This window comes from Prevotella sp. KH2C16 (assembly GCF_900113305.1).
Taxonomy (GTDB): domain Bacteria; phylum Bacteroidota; class Bacteroidia; order Bacteroidales; family Bacteroidaceae; genus Prevotella.
On sequence record NZ_FOOW01000007.1, the window covers coordinates 48,398 to 64,893 of the forward strand.

At 53.5% G+C, this 16,496-nt stretch carries 14 protein-coding genes; 10 read left to right on the plus strand and 4 right to left on the minus strand.

Features of this window, described 5'->3' with window-relative positions:
• Positions 1–134: 134 nt before the first annotated feature.
• The 3 genes from BM114_RS06590 (at position 135) to BM114_RS06600 (ending at position 3,946) form a co-directional block, all read left to right on the plus strand.
• Positions 135–1,820 carry a glycoside hydrolase family 32 protein gene (locus BM114_RS06590; protein ID WP_092111834.1) on the plus strand — a complete coding sequence of 562 codons (1,686 nt, stop codon included), beginning with the start codon at positions 135–137 and terminating at the stop codon, positions 1,818–1,820.
• A gap of 74 nt (positions 1,821–1,894) precedes the next feature.
• Positions 1,895–3,055, plus strand: coding sequence for an MFS transporter (locus tag BM114_RS06595; RefSeq protein WP_092111661.1), 1,161 nt, complete (start codon positions 1,895–1,897; stop codon positions 3,053–3,055).
• 9 nt (positions 3,056–3,064) lie between these two features.
• Positions 3,065–3,946 (plus strand): carbohydrate kinase family protein, encoded by an 882-nt coding sequence (locus tag BM114_RS06600; protein ID WP_092111663.1) that lies wholly within the window; start codon positions 3,065–3,067, stop codon positions 3,944–3,946.
• 225 nt (positions 3,947–4,171) lie between these two features.
• Here the strand turns inward: BM114_RS06600 and BM114_RS06605 are convergent, their stop codons facing one another.
• Entirely contained in the window at positions 4,172–4,825 is a 654-nt protein-coding gene (locus BM114_RS06605) for a porin family protein (RefSeq protein ID WP_092111665.1), read from the minus strand.
• 189 nt (positions 4,826–5,014) lie between these two features.
• Here BM114_RS06605 and thrS point away from each other — a divergent pair, with 189 nt between their 5' ends.
• Entirely contained in the window at positions 5,015–6,967 is a 1,953-nt protein-coding gene (thrS, locus tag BM114_RS06610) for a threonine--tRNA ligase (RefSeq protein ID WP_092111667.1), read from the plus strand.
• 151 nt (positions 6,968–7,118) lie between these two features.
• Here the strand turns inward: thrS and BM114_RS06615 are convergent, their stop codons facing one another.
• A complete protein-coding gene (locus BM114_RS06615; protein ID WP_092111669.1) occupies positions 7,119–7,580 on the minus strand; it encodes a DUF6078 family protein in 462 nt (153 codons plus the stop codon).
• A 224-nt stretch (positions 7,581–7,804) separates the two neighbouring features.
• Here BM114_RS06615 and BM114_RS06620 point away from each other — a divergent pair, with 224 nt between their 5' ends.
• The 4 genes from BM114_RS06620 (at position 7,805) to rplT (ending at position 9,718) form a co-directional block, all read left to right on the plus strand.
• On the plus strand, positions 7,805–8,278 hold the full coding sequence (locus BM114_RS06620) for a porin family protein (RefSeq protein ID WP_092111671.1): 474 nt from the start codon (positions 7,805–7,807) through the stop codon (positions 8,276–8,278).
• Positions 8,279–8,375: 97 nt separating this feature from the next.
• Complete coding sequence (gene infC / locus BM114_RS06625) at positions 8,376–9,062, plus strand: translation initiation factor IF-3 (RefSeq protein WP_092111673.1); 687 nt, start codon at positions 8,376–8,378, stop codon at positions 9,060–9,062.
• A 75-nt stretch (positions 9,063–9,137) separates the two neighbouring features.
• Positions 9,138–9,335: a 50S ribosomal protein L35 gene (gene rpmI / locus BM114_RS06630; protein ID WP_092111675.1), complete on the plus strand. Its 198-nt coding sequence runs from the start codon at positions 9,138–9,140 to the stop codon at positions 9,333–9,335.
• 38 nt (positions 9,336–9,373) lie between these two features.
• Complete coding sequence (rplT, locus tag BM114_RS06635) at positions 9,374–9,718, plus strand: 50S ribosomal protein L20 (protein ID WP_092111677.1); 345 nt, start codon at positions 9,374–9,376, stop codon at positions 9,716–9,718.
• A 109-nt stretch (positions 9,719–9,827) separates the two neighbouring features.
• Here the strand turns inward: rplT and BM114_RS06640 are convergent, their stop codons facing one another.
• Positions 9,828–10,178 carry a VOC family protein gene (locus BM114_RS06640; protein ID WP_092111679.1) on the minus strand — a complete coding sequence of 117 codons (351 nt, stop codon included), beginning with the start codon at positions 10,176–10,178 and terminating at the stop codon, positions 9,828–9,830.
• A 44-nt stretch (positions 10,179–10,222) separates the two neighbouring features.
• A complete protein-coding gene (locus BM114_RS06645; protein ID WP_092111681.1) occupies positions 10,223–12,376 on the minus strand; it encodes a Tex family protein in 2,154 nt (717 codons plus the stop codon).
• 101 nt (positions 12,377–12,477) lie between these two features.
• Between BM114_RS06645 and BM114_RS06650 the strand changes: the two genes are divergently transcribed.
• Both BM114_RS06650 and BM114_RS06655 read left to right on the plus strand, forming a co-directional pair.
• On the plus strand, positions 12,478–14,421 hold the full coding sequence (locus tag BM114_RS06650) for an ABC-F family ATP-binding cassette domain-containing protein (RefSeq protein WP_092111683.1): 1,944 nt from the start codon (positions 12,478–12,480) through the stop codon (positions 14,419–14,421).
• A gap of 39 nt (positions 14,422–14,460) precedes the next feature.
• Positions 14,461–16,494 carry a M13 family metallopeptidase gene (locus BM114_RS06655; RefSeq protein ID WP_092111685.1) on the plus strand — a complete coding sequence of 678 codons (2,034 nt, stop codon included), beginning with the start codon at positions 14,461–14,463 and terminating at the stop codon, positions 16,492–16,494.
• Positions 16,495–16,496: the final 2 nt, after the last annotated feature.

Below are 16,496 nucleotides of genomic sequence, written 5' to 3' on the forward strand. Positions count from 1 at the left end.
AGAAGAAATCGTTCATCCAGTGGCGTTTCTGTTTCATGCAACAAAAATGCCATTGAATGGGTGGTTTTGCGTTTCAAAACGAAAAGGAATCACTATCTTTGCAGAAGGAATCCTATAACTATCAACAAATCTACATGAAGAGAAAAATCCAAACCATGGCACTCTGCCTCCTCGCCGGCGTATCGCTGTCGCACGCACAGACCTTCCTGAGTCAGAACCATGCAATGAAGCGCGTCAAGACAACCGAGAAGTATCTTCTCCTCCCCGTGGAGGAAAGTGAGGGCATCGCCCACATTCGCGTCTTGAAGGACAACCGGCTCGTGAAGGAGTTCAACTGTAAACTGGCCATCAACAAGACCGATTACCAGGTGCCTCTCGACCTCAGCGAGTTCGGCGGCGACCTGCTGCTCGACATCCAGTTTCCCGGCGATACGCGTACCACGGGTGTCATCCGCGACTTTGCCTGCTGGCAGGAAATGAAGGTGGCAGACAATTTCGACACGACAAACCGCGAGAAGTATCGCCCAGCTTATCATCACACGCCCCTCTACGGATGGATGAACGACCCGAACGGCATGTTCTATAAGGACGGCGTCTGGCATCTTTATTTCCAGTATAACCCCTATGGGTCGCAATGGGAGAACATGACCTGGGGGCACAGCACCTCTACCGACCTCACCCATTGGACCTATGAAGGGGAAGCCATCACGCCCGATGCCCTCGGCACCATCTTTAGCGGATGCTGCGTAGTGGACAAGGCGAATACGGCGGGATTCGGCAAAGATGCCGTCGTAGCTTTCTATACCTCGGCCGGGGCGTCGCAGACGCAGAGCATGGCGTATAGCACTGATGACGGGAAAAACTTCACGAAGTATGCCGGCAACCCCGTCATCACGAGCAATATGCCAGACTTCCGCGACCCCAACGCCTTCTGGAACGACGAGCTGGGGCAGTGGAACCTTATCCTCGCTGCCGGGCAGCAGATGAACATCTACAGTTCGAAGGACCTGAAGGAGTGGAAATACGAGAGCAGTTTCGGCGAAGGCTACGGAAGCCACGGCGGCGTATGGGAGTGTCCAGACCTGCTGCGGATGGGCGACAAGTGGGTGCTCGTGTGCAACATCAATCCCGGCGGACCTTTCGGAGGCTCTGCCACGCAGTATTTCGTGGGCACATTCGACGGGCACAAGTTTACCTGCGACTCCGCCCCTGGCGTTACCAAGTGGATGGACTATGGGAAAGACCATTATGCCACGGTGGCCTTCGACAACGCTCCCGACGGCCGCCACATCGTGTTGCCGTGGATGAGCAACTGGCAGTATGCCAACCAGGTGCCCACGCGCCAGTTCCGTTCAGCCAACGGCCTGCCGCGCGACCTTGGCCTCTTCACCTATCGGGGCGAGTACTATGTAAGCGTGAAGCCCTCGCCGGAGGTGTTTGTCTCGTTTGTGGCGAAGTCTTCTGCCAAGCTTTCTCCCGCGGCCTATCTGGAGGTAACGGATGTGAAAACCAACGCTTCCATCACCCTGAGCAACGCTAAGGGCGAGCGCGTGGTGATGACCTACAACGGCATGGACGAGACATTCAGCATGAATCGCGACGCAAGCGGCCTCTCCGATTTCAGCACCGACTTCAAGTGTACGACCGTGGCACCTACCTACGGCGCCGTCAAGGCCATGCAGATCTTCGTCGACCACAGCAGTATAGAAGCCTTTGATGCCGACGGCAAGATGGCCATGACCAACCTCGTGTTCCCCTCCGAGCCGTATGACAGGATAGCCGCCAAGGGCTGCAAGGTGAAGATTCACGCCTTGAAATGAAAGCGGCAACCGCCCGCACGGGCAAAAAACATCATAGAAAAGAAAACAAAACCCTTTAAGCTAAAAACATAAACATGTCTAAAGTAAACAAGTTCGCCATCATACCGGTCATGCTCTGCTTCTTCTGCATGGGCTTCGTAGACCTGGTAGGCAGTGCCTCCAACTATGTGAAGGAAGACCTGGCGCTCACCAATGCCGAGGCCAACATCTTCCCGTCGCTCGTCTTTTTCTGGTTCTTGATCTTCTCCGTGCCCACGGGCATGCTGATGAACAAGATCGGGCGCAAGAAGACCGTGTTGCTCAGTCTCCTCGTTACAGTGGTCTCCCTCATTCCTCCCATCTTCGGCGAGTCCTATCTCGTGATGCTGATATCCTTCTCGTTGCTGGGCATCGGCAACGCCCTGATGCAGACTTCGCTCAACCCGCTGGTGGCCACGGTCTTGAAGGGCGGCAACCTCGCGTCTACGCTCACCTTCGGGCAGTTCGTCAAGGCCATCGCCTCTATCTCGGCTCCCACCATCTTCAGCTGGGGCTTCGCCGCCGCCATTCCCACCCTGGGACTTAGCTGGCGCATCCTTTTCCCCATCTTCGCGGTGATAGGCACGCTGTCCACGCTGTGGCTGCTCGCCACGCCTATCGAGGAGAAGCCTGCCCAGGGCAAGCCCAGCACCTTCATAGAGTGCTTCAAGCTGATGGGCATGCCTATCGTGCTGCTCAGCTTCCTCGGCATCATGTGCCATGTGGGAATCGATGTGGGCACCAACACCACGGCTCCCCGCATCCTCATGGAGCGGCTGAATGTGTCGGTGGGCGACGCCACCTTTGCCACCACGCTCTACTTCATCTTCCGCACCATAGGCTGTCTTACGGGCTCGTTCTTCCTGCGCGTGATGAACAACAAGGTGTTCTTCATCATTTCTGTCTCCATGATGGCGCTCTCCATGGTCGGCCTTTCGGTAGGAACCACCAAGGCGGTGCTCTACACGGCCATAGCCCTCGTCGGTTACGGCAACAGCAATGTTTTCTCCATGGTCTTTGCCCGTGCCTTGCAGAGCGTGCCTGAGAAGCAGAACGAGGTGAGCGGACTCATGATTATGGGTCTCTTCGGCGGCACCGTGTTCCCGCTGATCATGGGCCGGGTGAGCGACCTCATGGGGCAGATGGGTGCCGTGCTGGTCATGGCCGTCGGCGTAATCTATCTTTTCAGCTATATTCCACGAATGAACAAAAAATAAAGAATCACTATGAAACATGTAATTGTAGGCCTCGGCGAAGCGTTGTGGGACTGTCTTCCCGAAGGCAAGAAACTTGGTGGAGCACCCGCAAACTTTGCCTACCATGCCGGCCAGTTCGGTCATGACACCTACGCAATCAGTGCCGTCGGCACCGACGCCTTGGGCGACGAGACGCTGGCCGCCTTCGATAGCAAGCAGGTAAAGTATATCATGCCGCGCGTAGACTATCCCACGGGCACCGTGCAAGTGGAGCTCGACGCGCAGGGCGTGCCTACCTATGAAATCAAGGAAGGCGTGGCATGGGACCACATTCCCTTCACGCCCGAGATAGAAAATGCGGCAAAGAACTGCCGTGCCGTGTGCTTCGGCTCGCTTGCCCAGCGCAGCAGCGTGAGCAAGCAGACCATCCACCGCTTTCTGGATGCCACTCCGAAGGACTGTCTGAAGATATTCGACATCAACCTCAGGCAGAATTTCTATACGCGGGAGGTCATCTGCGACTCGATGAGACAGTGCAACATCCTCAAGATCAACGACGAGGAGCTGGTGTCCATCGGGCGCATGTTTGGCTATCCGGGACTCGACATGGAGAACAAGTGCTGGCTCCTTCTGGGCAAGTATAATCTCGACATGCTCGTGCTCACCTGCGGCGTCAACGGCTCTTATGTCTTCGCGCCGAACATGAAGACCTTCCAGGAAACGCCCAAGGTGGAGGTTGCCGACACCGTGGGTGCGGGCGACTCTTTCACCGGAGCCTTCGCCTCGGCCATCCTTGCCGGCATGCCCATCCCCGATGCCCACAAGCTGGCAGTGGATGTGAGTGCCTTCGTGTGCACGCAGAGCGGTGCGATGCCGCGGCTTCCCAAGAAGTTGACGGATAGGATAAAGTAATTCTTCTTTTAAAACGCCGCTTCTGGCGGCAATCGGTAATCTTTTTATAGTGTCCGCCCCGTGTCAAACAAGTTTTGATGCGGGGCTTTCCTGCTTCTCGGCGGTAGGATTTCCCTCTTTGCGCAGTCTTCTTTGCACAGCCTTGAACAGCATAGGATTGCCCACGGGGTGGAGGATTGTTTCGAAAATCCGTCCTGATAGCAGGCGGCGAGGCATTGAGAAGGATTAGTAATTGCCGTCGGAGGCAGGCATGTAATACTTTGTCTTGGGCCGCTCATCTTTCATTTTACCTAAAGAGAAGCGGTAGCCAAGCGTGATGGAGGCCACTTGGTTAACCACGGGGTCTGCGTCGGCCTTGATGAGTGAGGTGCCAATCACATAGCGGGCATCCAGTACCACATGCTTGTATTCATATGACACACCCACCGGAATGCCCAGAGTGATTTTGCTCACTGTAGCCTTGTCAATATTCTTATCTGTGAGATTGAAGCCCGGTTGAAGGCCAGCCTTGATGATAAGTCCTTCCACGGGTTGAACGCCCAGCAGTACGGGGATATTTAGATAGTCTACTTGAGCAGCCTTGCGACCATCCTTGAAGTTGCACCCCTGTTGGCTGTAGTATAGCCCGATGTCCATCAGGAGCGGGCGGGCAAGTTCTATTTCGAGGTCGCAGCCTATCAGCAGCCCGGCCTTCATCTTGGTTTCCAGCGGAGCTGTTTCCGCCGCTCCTGATCCTGCAGCCGACCCGTATACATGTTTGAGGTCGGCTATGTTCACGCCGATGCGCGGAATTAGGGATACTCGTTTGTCTCTCAGTTGTGCCTGCAGGTGGATGGAAGCCGTCAGCATGACAACGATAAGTAGGATTTGCCTTTTCATATTGTCCGAATTGTGATGGTTGTTGCTTAAGTAGATACAAAGGTATCGATTAATTCCCGATTCCCATCAGGATTTCCGGGGAAAATCTTCGTGCGGAATAAAAAATGTGGAATTATTCACGGAAAATAGCCTTTGTCTCGACAGAAAGTGTTATTTTTGCATTTGATTAGAATTAAACTACTTTGTATTATGGTTAAAATCACTTTTCCTGATGGCTCTGTTCGTGAGTACGAAGAGGGCGTAACGGGGTTACAAATCGCCGAGAGCCTCTCGCCGGCTCTCGCCCGCGCCGTTGTATCGTGCGGTGTCAATGGCGAGACGGTAGAGCTCAACCGTCCCATCGTGAAGGATTCCACCATCGCCCTCTATAAGTTTGAGGACGAGGAGGGCAAGCACACCTTCTGGCACACCAGCGCCCATTTGCTGGCAGAGGCTCTTCAGGAGCTTTACCCCGGCATCCAGTTCGGGTTCGGCCCAGCCATTGAGAACGGCTTCTTCTACGATGTAATGCCGCCCGCAGGGACGACGATTTCCGAGAACGACTTCCCCAAGATTGAGGAGAAAATGCGCGAGCTGGCCAAGAAAGACGAGCCCGTGGTGAGAAAGGATGTGTCCAAGGCCGACGCCCTGAAGGAGTTTGAGGCCGACGGACAGGAGTATAAGTGCGAGCACATAGCCCAGGACTTGGAGGACGGAACGATTTCCACCTACACGCAGGGCAACTTCACCGACCTCTGCCGGGGTCCTCACCTCATGTCGACGGGCGAGATCAAGGCGATCAAGATTACCTCTGTGGCCGGAGCCTTCTGGCGCGGAGACGCCAAGCGCGAGCAGATGACGCGCATCTACGGCATCACCTTCCCCAAGAAGAAGATGCTCGACGAGTATCTCGTGATGCTCGAGGAGGCCAAGAAACGCGACCATCGCAAGATAGGCAAGGAGATGGAACTCTTCATGTTCTCCGACCGCGTGGGCAAGGGAATGCCCATCTGGCTGCCCAAGGGAACGGCACTGCGCCTGCGCTTGCAGGACTTGTTGCGCAAGATGCTGAAGCCTTATAATTATCAGGAGGTTATCACCCCGGGCATCGGAGGCAAGAGCCTCTATGTTACCAGCGGGCATTATGCCCACTATTCGAAGGACGCTTTCCAGCCCATCCACACGCCCGAGGAGGATGAGGAGTATATGCTCAAGCCCATGAACTGTCCCCATCACTGCGAGATCTACGCCCGCAAGCCTCGCTCCTACAAGGATCTGCCGCTGCGCATTGCCGAGTTCGGCACGGTGTTCCGCTACGAGAAGAGCGGCGAGCTGCACGGACTGACCCGTGTGCGCAACTTCACGCAGGACGATGCTCATATCTTCGTGCGTCCGGAACAGGTGAAACAGGAGTTTGAGAATGTAATCGACATCATCCAGAAAGTGTTCACCATCTTCGGCTTCGACAACTACGAGGCTCAGATTTCGCTGCGCGACCCTGCCGACAAGGAGAAGTATATCGGTTCCGACGAGACCTGGGAGGAGAGCGAGAACGCCATCCGGGAGGCCTGCAGGGAAAAGGGAATGAACGCCCGCGAGGAGATCGGAGAGGCTGCCTTCTATGGTCCGAAGCTCGACTTCATGGTGAAGGATGCCATCGGTCGCCGCTGGCAGCTGGGCACGATACAGGTGGACTACAACCTGCCGCAGCGCTTCAAGCTTGAGTATACCGCCGAGGACAACTCCAAGCAGACGCCGGTGATGATTCACCGTGCCCCCTTCGGCTCTCTCGAGCGCTTCACCGCCGTGCTCATCGAGCACACGGCAGGTCATTTCCCGCTCTGGCTTACGCCCGACCAGGTGGCCATCCTGCCCATCTCGGAGAAGTATAACGACTATGCGGTCGAGGTTTGCAAATATCTCGACAGCCGCGATGTGCGTGCCTTCGTGGACGACCGCAACGAGAAGATAGGGCGCAAGATACGCGACAACGAGCTCAAGCGCGTGCCTTACATGGTCGTCGTGGGGGAGAAGGAGGCTGCCGAAGGTCTTGTCAGCATGCGCAAGCAGGGCGGAGGCGAGCAGTCTACGATGAAGATGGAAGACTTTGCCCAGCGTATCAACGGCGAGGTGGCCGAGCAACTGAAGCTCGCCGAAGAATAACTATTATCCCTTTATACGATAAGCCCCGGCAGGCTCTCATGGAGCTGCCGGGGCTTATTCTGTGTGCGGCTTGCTGCTGCGGGGAATGTTACAAGCAGCGTGTAATGTTGTTACACGCTGCTTGTAACGGCATTACACGCCGTGTGTAATCCTACGAGTTGCCGCTACGGAAGTCCACGGCGGCTTCGTAGTGCTCGAACGCGAGCCCTTCCTCGTATCCGAACTCGCGGAAGAGGGCGATTATCCAGGCCTGTTGATCCGGGGTGAGGAGCAGCGTGCCGTGCTCATATTTGTAGTAGGTGCCGTTGCTCCCGAGGTATTCCTTCATTCGTCGGCGCAGCTCCGCGTGGTCTTTTTCCCTCACATTCCTGAACAGGTTGGCGAACCCCCACGCGCCGTTTATCGTTCGGGTTTCCCGGAAGAAAGGGCATGCGCCGCCTTTACAGGCGGTGGGGTAGACGGCCATTCCGCACAGTTTGTCGTCGGGCAGGGCGGCTCCCGTCAGATGGCGGAGGCAGTTTTCTTTCTGTTTACAGTTTTCGTTGAAGCAGTGCTTCCAGCTCTTCGGCTGATGCCGGAGGCTGATTCCGGTCGTTAAGGTTTTGTTTTCCATGTGATGTGTGTGTTAGAAATTGACATACAAAGATACAAAACTTCTGGCCGTTTTCCAAAAGTAAAGAGGCGGTTTTCCATGCCGTCGGCGGTCGGGAGACAGTGGTGCGGGCTTGATTTAAAATATGTATTTCCCCTAAAGAAAGATAAAAAACTTTATAGGAGTGGCCGGAGTTCGTGATTTTTGTGTAAGTTTGCATCGTTATTCATCAGAAAGGAAAGATTATGAAAAAGTTATTTTTATTATTTGCCCTCGCTCTTGTGAGCGCGAGCGGCTTTGCACAGAGGGAAACCTTTGAGTTTGGCGTGAAATTAAATTATGGCTTCGACGACCCGAATGTGGGCGTCGGACTGGTAGGCCGATATAACATCGATAATCATTTCAGGCCAGAACTGGCGCTGAACTATTATCCGGAGTCTGATGATCATTCGGCATGGGATGTGAATGCGAACCTGCATTACATCTTCCACATCACCAATAAGTTCAAGCTCTATCCGCTGGGAGGACTGACCATAACGGGGCATGACTTCGATAACGGCCTCGTAGACCATTCAGAAACCAATGTGGGCGTGAACCTCGGAGGCGGCTTGCAGTACAACATTACCCGCAACCTGCACCTGAACGCGGAAACCTACTATCAGTTCGTGGACGACTACGACCGGGGAATCATGAACTTCAGCCTCTCATATGTGTTCTGACGGGATGTCGGGATACAGAAGAAAAATAATATCGGAAACTTTTGGCTATTTCACGGAAAACCATTACCTTTGCATCCGCTAAATAGAATATAGTTGGATGAAGAATGACAGAATGAAGAGTCAGTACCGCGTGAATGAGCAGATTCGCGTAAGGGAAGTTCGTGTGGTTGGTGATAACGGGTCAGAAGTCTTGCCTACTCGTAAGGCGCTTGACATGGCTCGCCAGGAAGGGGTCGACCTTGTGGAAATCTCCCCGAATGCCCAGCCGCCGGTTTGTCGTCTCATCGACTATTCCAAGTTTCTCTACCAGCAGAAGAAACGGCAGAAGGAAATGAAGCAGAAGCAGGTGAAGGTAGAGGTGAAGGAGATTCGTTTCGGCCCTCAGACCGACGAGCACGACTATCAGTTCAAGCTGAAGCATGCGCGTGAATTCCTGCTGGAAGGCAACAAGGTGCGTGCCTATGTGTTCTTCCGCGGTCGCTCCATCCTTTTCAAGGAACAGGGTGAGGTGCTGTTGCTGCGCTTTGCCAACGACTTGGAGGAGTATGGCAAGGTGGAGTCGATGCCGGCTCTCGAAGGCAAGAAGATGTTCCTCTATCTCGCTCCGAAGAAGGCTGGCATACAGAAAAAGAGTCAGCAGAAACGCGACCGCGAGGCCGAGCAGGATGCTGCCCGTCAGGCCGCCAAGCAGGAACAGGAAGCTGCCGCTGAGAAAAACGGTCTGCTCGCCAATGCCAAAGGTGGCGATGCGCTGAAAAAACTGGCTGAGACGGCCGGGGAATAAAGACAGAAATGTGTGCGTAAAGTCTTGGTATATACTTTACCACCTCTATTAATAACAATTTAAAAACAAACAAAAATGCCAAAAGTAAAGACAAATTCCGGCGCGAAGAAGAGATTCCGTTTCACCGGTACAGGTAAGATCAAGAGACATCATGCTTACCACAGTCATATCTTGACGAAGAAAACAAAGAAGCAGAAGAGAAACCTCGTTCACCAGACTTTGGTCGATGGGGCTAACTTAAAGCAGGTGCGCGACCTGTTGTGCCTCCGTTAATCATTAACTTTTAGTAGAACTTTAAAAAGAAAAGAATTATGCCAAGATCAGTAAATCATGTTGCTTCAAGGGCAAGAAGAAAAAGAATTCTGAAGCTCACTAAGGGTTATTTTGGAGCTCGCAAGAATGTCTGGACCGTAGCGAAGAACACTTGGGAAAAGGGTCTTACCTACGCTTATCGCGATCGTCGTAACAAGAAGCGCACATTCCGTGCATTGTGGATTCAGCGTATCAATGCCGCAGCTCGTCTACACGATATGAGCTACTCCCAGTTGATGGGTGCTCTCCACAAGGCAGGTATCGAGATTAACCGCAAGGTACTCGCTGACCTCGCCGTCAATAACCCGGAGGCTTTTAAGGCCATCGTGGACAAGGTGAAGTAAAAGCAATGTGTCTTTCTTTTTGGGAAGACGCATCTGAATATGAGACAGGCCGCTATTCGTGAGAATGGGCGGCCTGTTTCTTTTGGAAAAAGCTGTCTTCAGCTGAATCTTACATCGCTTTATAGTCTGTGATTCCCAACCGATTTCCTGACGGGTCGTCGAATTCTACTGCCCATCCAGTCTTGATTTGGAATGGCTTTGACAGGAAGTGAATCCCTTTTTCTTTTAATCTCGAATATTCTTCCATCACATCTTCCACTTCTATCCATAATGCAGGTTTGGCATCAGGATATTGTGTGATGTCTCTTAAGATGAGGGCCGGCTCATCGTTCCCTATTTTGTAGGCAATCATCCCCATAGGGCTAAAATCGAACTTAATGGCTAATCCGAGTAATTCACCATAGAAATGCTTGGCGGTCTCAAAGTCTGTTGCAGGAAAGAAGTAGTTGTCTGTCTTCATATAGAGTTTCTGTTTAGGAATTGTATATTGGCTCGTGATTCTTTTTATTGTTTAATCTGTTTCATGCTTAGGCCGATTCTCTTCCTCCTTTCGTCGACGGCGATCACCCTTACCTTTACATGTTGGTGGAGCTTTACCACCTCGCTGGGGTCTCTGACAAACCTGTCGGCAAGCTGGGAGACATGTACCAGTCCGTCTTGATGCACGCCGATGTCGACGAAGGCGCCGAAGTTGGTGATGTTGGTTACGATGCCCGGCAGCTCCATGCCCACCTCGAGGTCGTCTATCTCCTTAACCCTCGGGTCGAATTCAAACACCTCTATCTGCCGCCGCGGGTCTCGTCCGGGCTTCTCCAGCTCGCTCCGGATGTCGAGCAGGGTGGGCATTCCCACCTCCACCGTGATATACCGCTCGAGCTGGATGTTCTTCTGGCGATTTTTGTCGTCGATGAGTTCCTTTACCGTGCATTGCTGGTCTTTGGCCATCTGCTCCACGATACCGTAGCTCTCGGGATGTACGGCACTATTATCCAGCGGGTTGTCGGCACCTGGAATGCGGAGGAATCCCGCGCATTGCTGGAACGCTGCCGCTCCCAGTCGCGGCACTTTCTTGAGCTGGGCGCGGCTGCTGAACGGGCCGTTCTCCGTGCGATAGTCCACAATGTTCTTTGCCAACGCCGGGCCGAGGCCGCTAATGTACATTAATAAATAGGTGCTCGCCGTGTTCAGGTTTACCCCCACGAGGTTCACGCAGCTTTCCACGGTCAGGTCGAGCGAGTGCTTCAGCTTGGCTTGGTCTACATCGTGCTGATATTGCCCCACGCCTATATTCTTCGGATCAATCTTTACCAGTTCCGACAGCGGGTCCATCAGCCGTCGCCCGATGCTGACGGCACCCCTCACGGTAACATCCTCGTCGGGAAATTCTTCTCGCGCAAGCTTTGATGCGGAATAGATGGAAGCGCCGTCCTCGCTGACCACGAATATCTGCGGTCGGCTTTGCGGCAGTTCTCCGATTTCGTCGATTACCTCCTTGACAAAGGCCTGCGACTCTCTCGATGCCGTGCCGTTGCCTATGGCTATGGCCTCTATGCGGAAGTCTTTTATCATCCGCATCATGGAGACTGTGGCCTGGGCGTAAAGCCGCTTGGGGGGGTGAGGGTAGATGATTTCGTGGTGGAGCAGACCTCCTTGCTCATTGAGGCAAGCTATTTTGCAGCCGTTGGCATACCCGGGGTCGAATGCCATCACGCGCTTCTGCCCTAACGGGGCTGCTAATAACAGTTGTCGTAGATTTTCGGAGAAAACCTTGATGGCTTCCTCGTCGGCTTTTTCTTTGCTTGAAGCGGCAAATTCGTTTTCTATGGACGGCTTTAGAAGTCGCTTGTAGCTGTCTTCCACGGCTTCGGATACAATCTTTTGCAAATCTCCAACTCCATGAACATAGTGCCGTTTGAGCTTTTCGATGCACTTGTCTTCGTCTACGGAGATGCTTACGCGCAAGACTCCCTCGTTCTCTCCACGGCGCATGGCAAGCAGGCGATGGGACGAACAGCGGCGGAGGGGCTCTGAAAAGTCGAAGTAGTCAGAATATTTCGCGGCCTCGTCGCTGTCCTTCCTTGTCTTGACAGCCTTGGATGAGATGACTGCGAACCGCTGGAACTCGCCTCTGACCACATTTCTCGTACCCTCGTTCTCGCTTACCTGCTCCGCAATGATGTCCATTGCTCCGCTGACGGCGGCCTCTTCGCCCGTCTGGGCAATGAGGACAGCAAGGACAGGGGGTGCCTGCCGGAGTGTCCCCCGCTGCTGGAGGATGTAGTGGGCGAGTGGTTCGAGTCCTTTCTCACGGGCCATCTGCGCCCTCGTGCGCCGTTTCGGGCGATAGGGGAGGTAGATGTCCTCCAACTCCGTGGCGTTCCAGCATTCTTCTATTCTCCGCTGCAGTTCTGGTGTCATCTTTCCTTGCTCGGTGATGGTCTTGACCATCGTCTCCTTTCGTTTCGACATTTCCTTGAGTCGGTTGTTCCAGTCGCTTATCTGTGTAATCTGCACTTCGTCAAGTCCGCCTGTCCGTTCCTTGCGATAGCGGGCAATGAAAGGGATGGTGGCACCCTCGTCGAGCAGCCTCAGCGTGTTTTTCACCGCCTCTTCCATGAGGCTCAAGGCGTTGGCTATGATTTTGATGTATGCGTCCATAATTCTTTAGATTGCTTCCACAAAAATAAGTATTTTCTGCTGGAATGCCAACTGAAATCCAACTATTTTTAGTAACTTTGTGGCATAATTACAGTAAAAGGATGATTTCAGTAGAAGACCTTACGGTGGAGTTTTCCGCAAAACCTTTGTTCCGAGGCGTGAGTTTCGTGGTCAACGACCGCGACCGTATAGCCCTCGTGGGCAAGAACGGTGCGGGAAAATCCACCTTGCTCAAGATACTCTGCGGACTTCAGCAGCCTACGGTGGGTACTGTTTCCGTTCCTAACGGGCAGACTATAGGCTATCTGCCGCAGGTGATGAGGCTCTCTGATGATACTACGGTGCTGGAAGAAACACGCAAGGCGTTTGCCGAAACCGTGAAGATGAAGGAGACCCTCGACCGCATGCAGCAGCAGATGAACGACCGCACCGACTATGAAAGCGAGGATTATCTGGCCCTCGTGGAACGCTTTACTGAGCGGCATGAACACTATCTGCTCATGGGAGGCGATAATTATCAGGGCGAGATGGAGCGCACGCTCACGGGCTTGGGCTTTCTCCGGACAGACTTCGACCGGCCTACGAAAGAGTTTTCAGGAGGTTGGCGTATGCGTGTTGAGCTTGCGAAGATACTGCTCCAGCGGCCGGATGTACTTCTTCTGGACGAGCCCACCAACCATCTTGACATCGAAAGCATACAGTGGCTGGAGCAATTTCTCGCCCAGGCATCCTGTGCCGTGGTGCTGGTGAGCCACGACCGGGCCTTTATCAATAATGTAACCAATCGCACGCTGGAGATAACCTGCGGTCATATAGAGGACTACAAGGTAAGGTACGACGAGTATGTTGTCTTGCGCCAAGAGCGTCGCGAGCAGCAGTTGCGCGCCTACGAGAACCAGCAGAAGGAGATTGCCGACACCCAGGCGTTCATTGATCGCTTTCGTTATCAGGCCACGAAGGCCGTTCAGGTGCAGCAGCGTATACGCCAATTGGAGAAAATCGTGCCGATAGAGGTGGACGAGGTCGACAACTCTGCCATGCATCTGAAGTTCCCGCCATGCCTCCGGTCGGGCGATTATCCCGTCATTTGCAATGAGGTTCGCAAGGACTATGGCGAGCATACGGTGTTCGACCATGTAACTCTTACGATAAAGCGTGGCGAGAAAGTGGCTTTTGTGGGCAGGAACGGCGAGGGAAAGTCGACGCTCGTGAAGTGTATAATGGGCGAGATACCCTTCAGCGGCGAGCTGAAGATCGGCCATAATGTGCAGATTGGGTATTTCGCGCAGAACCAGGCTCAGCTGCTCGACGAGAGTGTGAGCGTCTATGAGACCATCGACCGGGTGGCCACGGGCGACATGCGCCTTAAGATCAACGACCTGCTCGGAGCCTTCATGTTCGGCGGCGAGGCGTCGGAAAAGAAGGTGAAGGTGCTGAGCGGAGGCGAGCGGAGTCGTTTGGCAATGATACGCCTGCTCCTCGAGCCCGTTAACCTGCTCATCCTCGACGAGCCTACTAATCATCTTGACATGCCCTCTAAGGATGTACTGAAGGAGGCCGTCAAGGCTTTCGACGGTACTGCTATCATCGTAAGCCATGATCGCGACTTTCTTGACGGACTTGTAACTAAAGTGTTCGAATTCGCGGACGGGCATGTAAAGGAACACATCGGAGGAATCTACGATTACCTGCAGGCTCATCATGCCGAGACAATCCACGAGGCACTCGACGATCAGTCGTTGTCCCGGCGGCTTCCTGCGGTTTCTGAAAGCGTGCCTTCGGAGAACAAGAAGTCGTATATGGAGCACAAGGAGCAACAGAAGAAGCTCCGTAAGACTCAAAAGGCTGTGGACGAAAGTGAGCGGAAGATAGCCCGGATGGAAGTGCGCATAGCCGAGCTCGACCGATTGTTCATGCAGCCGTCGAATGCCTCCAATATGGAGTTGGTAACGGAGTACACCTCTACCCGCCAGGCTCTTGACGCAGAAAACGAGCGGTGGATACAGCTCTCGGAAGAACTGGAGACACTGCAGAATCAAAGTTGAAGAGAGAATATAGTCAAACATATTAAATAATCAGGTAAAATGAAAATGAAACAAATCCTTCCGATTGCTATGTTCGCATCAGTTCCCTTGATGGGAATGGGACAGAACAAGTCGGGTCTTGTCATGAAGAATCTGGACAAGACGGTGAGCCCCGCAGAAGATTTCTATCAGTTCGCAACGGGCGGTTGGCAAAAGAACTATCCGCTCCCGGCTGCCTATAGTCGGTTCGGCAGTTTCGACCAGCTACAGGAGGATAACAACAAACGCATCAACATCATCCTTTCCCAGCTGCAGAAAAAGAAGTTCGAGCAGGGTTCTACGGAGCAGAAACTTTCTGATTTCTACAAGCTGGCCCTGAATGTGAGTCGTCGGAATGCTGAGGGAATTGCCCCGGTTAAGCCGTTGCTTGCCGAGATAGAACAGGCTCATAGCGTGGATGCCCTCCGCAAATTGCAGCTCAAATATGCCGACCGCGGCTATGGAGTTCAGTTCGGTTCCTACTTCGCTGCGGATGAAAAGAATGTCAAGATGAACATCCTCAACATCAGCCAGAGCGGCCTGACACTTGGCCAGAAGGACTATTATCTGAACAACGACGCGGCAACGAAGGCCATCCGCGACGCTTACAAGAAACACATTGCGCGCATGTTCAGGCTCTACGGTTTCACGGAAACCGAGGCGGAAAAGAGAAGCGCAGCCATTTTCAGACAGGAAACCCTGGTTGCCCTTATTTCCAAGAGCATGACGGAGCTTCGCGATCCGCAGGCCAATTACAATAAGATGACCCTGAAGGAATTTGCTGCCAATTATCCGAACATTCCTCTTGAAGGTCTGGCAAAGGCAGAAGGTGTAAAGGCAGATTACATTCAGGAGATGGTAGTAGGTCAGCCTTCGTTCATGCAGGGACTTGACAAGCTCATGGAGATGCAGGCTGCCGACGAAATCAAGGCTCTCATGGAGTGGGATGTCATACAAGGTTCTGCAAGCTATCTGACCGATGAAATCCGTGAGGCTAACTTCGATTTCTTTGGCAAGACGATGAGCGGTCGCAAGGAAGACTATCCTCTCTGGAAGCGCGCGACGAATCAAGTGGAGAATGCCATGGGCGAGGCTTTGGGCAAGATGTATTGCGAGAAATACTTCCCAGAGACCTCTAAGAAGATTATGGAGCAGCTTGTTTCTAATCTCCAGACCAGCCTTGGGCAGCGTATTGACGCCCAGACTTGGATGAGTGAGGCGACAAAAGCCAATGCCCACAAGAAGCTCGACAGGTTCTATGTGAAGATAGGATACCCCAACAAGTGGACCGATTACGGCAAGCTCGACATCAATCCGCAGAAAAGCTTCTATGAGAATGTGATGGCTTGCCGCAAGTTTGCCCACGACAAACATATCGCCGATAGAGCCGGTAAGCCAGTAGACAGGGATGAGTGGCTGATGAACCCTCAGACCGTGAACGCCTATTACAACCCGACGACCAATGAGATCTGTTTCCCGGCAGGCATTCTTCAGTATCCTTTCTTCGACCCGAAGGCTGATGAGGCCTTTAACTATGGTGCCATCGGCGTGGTGATAGGACACGAGATGACCCACGGATTCGACGACCAGGGACGGCAGTATGATGCCGACGGCAACCTGAAAGACTGGTGGACGGCAGAGGATGCAGAAGGTTTCAAGCAGCGCGCCGACATGTATGCCGACTTCTTCAGCAACATCAAGGTGCTTCCCGACCTGAATGCCAATGGTCGTTTCACCCTTGGTGAGAATCTTGCTGACCACGGAGGACTGCAGGTTTCATTCAATGCTTACAAGAACGCCACGGCAGAGAAGCCGCTCAAGGTGAAGGACGGGTTCACCGCCGACCAGCGTTTCTTCCTTGCCTATGCCGGCGTATGGGGGCAGAACATTACCGAGCAAGAAATCCGCAACCGCGTAAAGCGTGATCCGCACGCCCTCGGCGAGTGGCGCGTGAACGGTGCCCTCCCGCATATCGATGCCTGGTATGAGGCCTTTGGCGTCAAGGCGGGCGACAAGTTGTTCATCCCGGAGTCGCAGCGTTTGCAGTTATGGTAAAC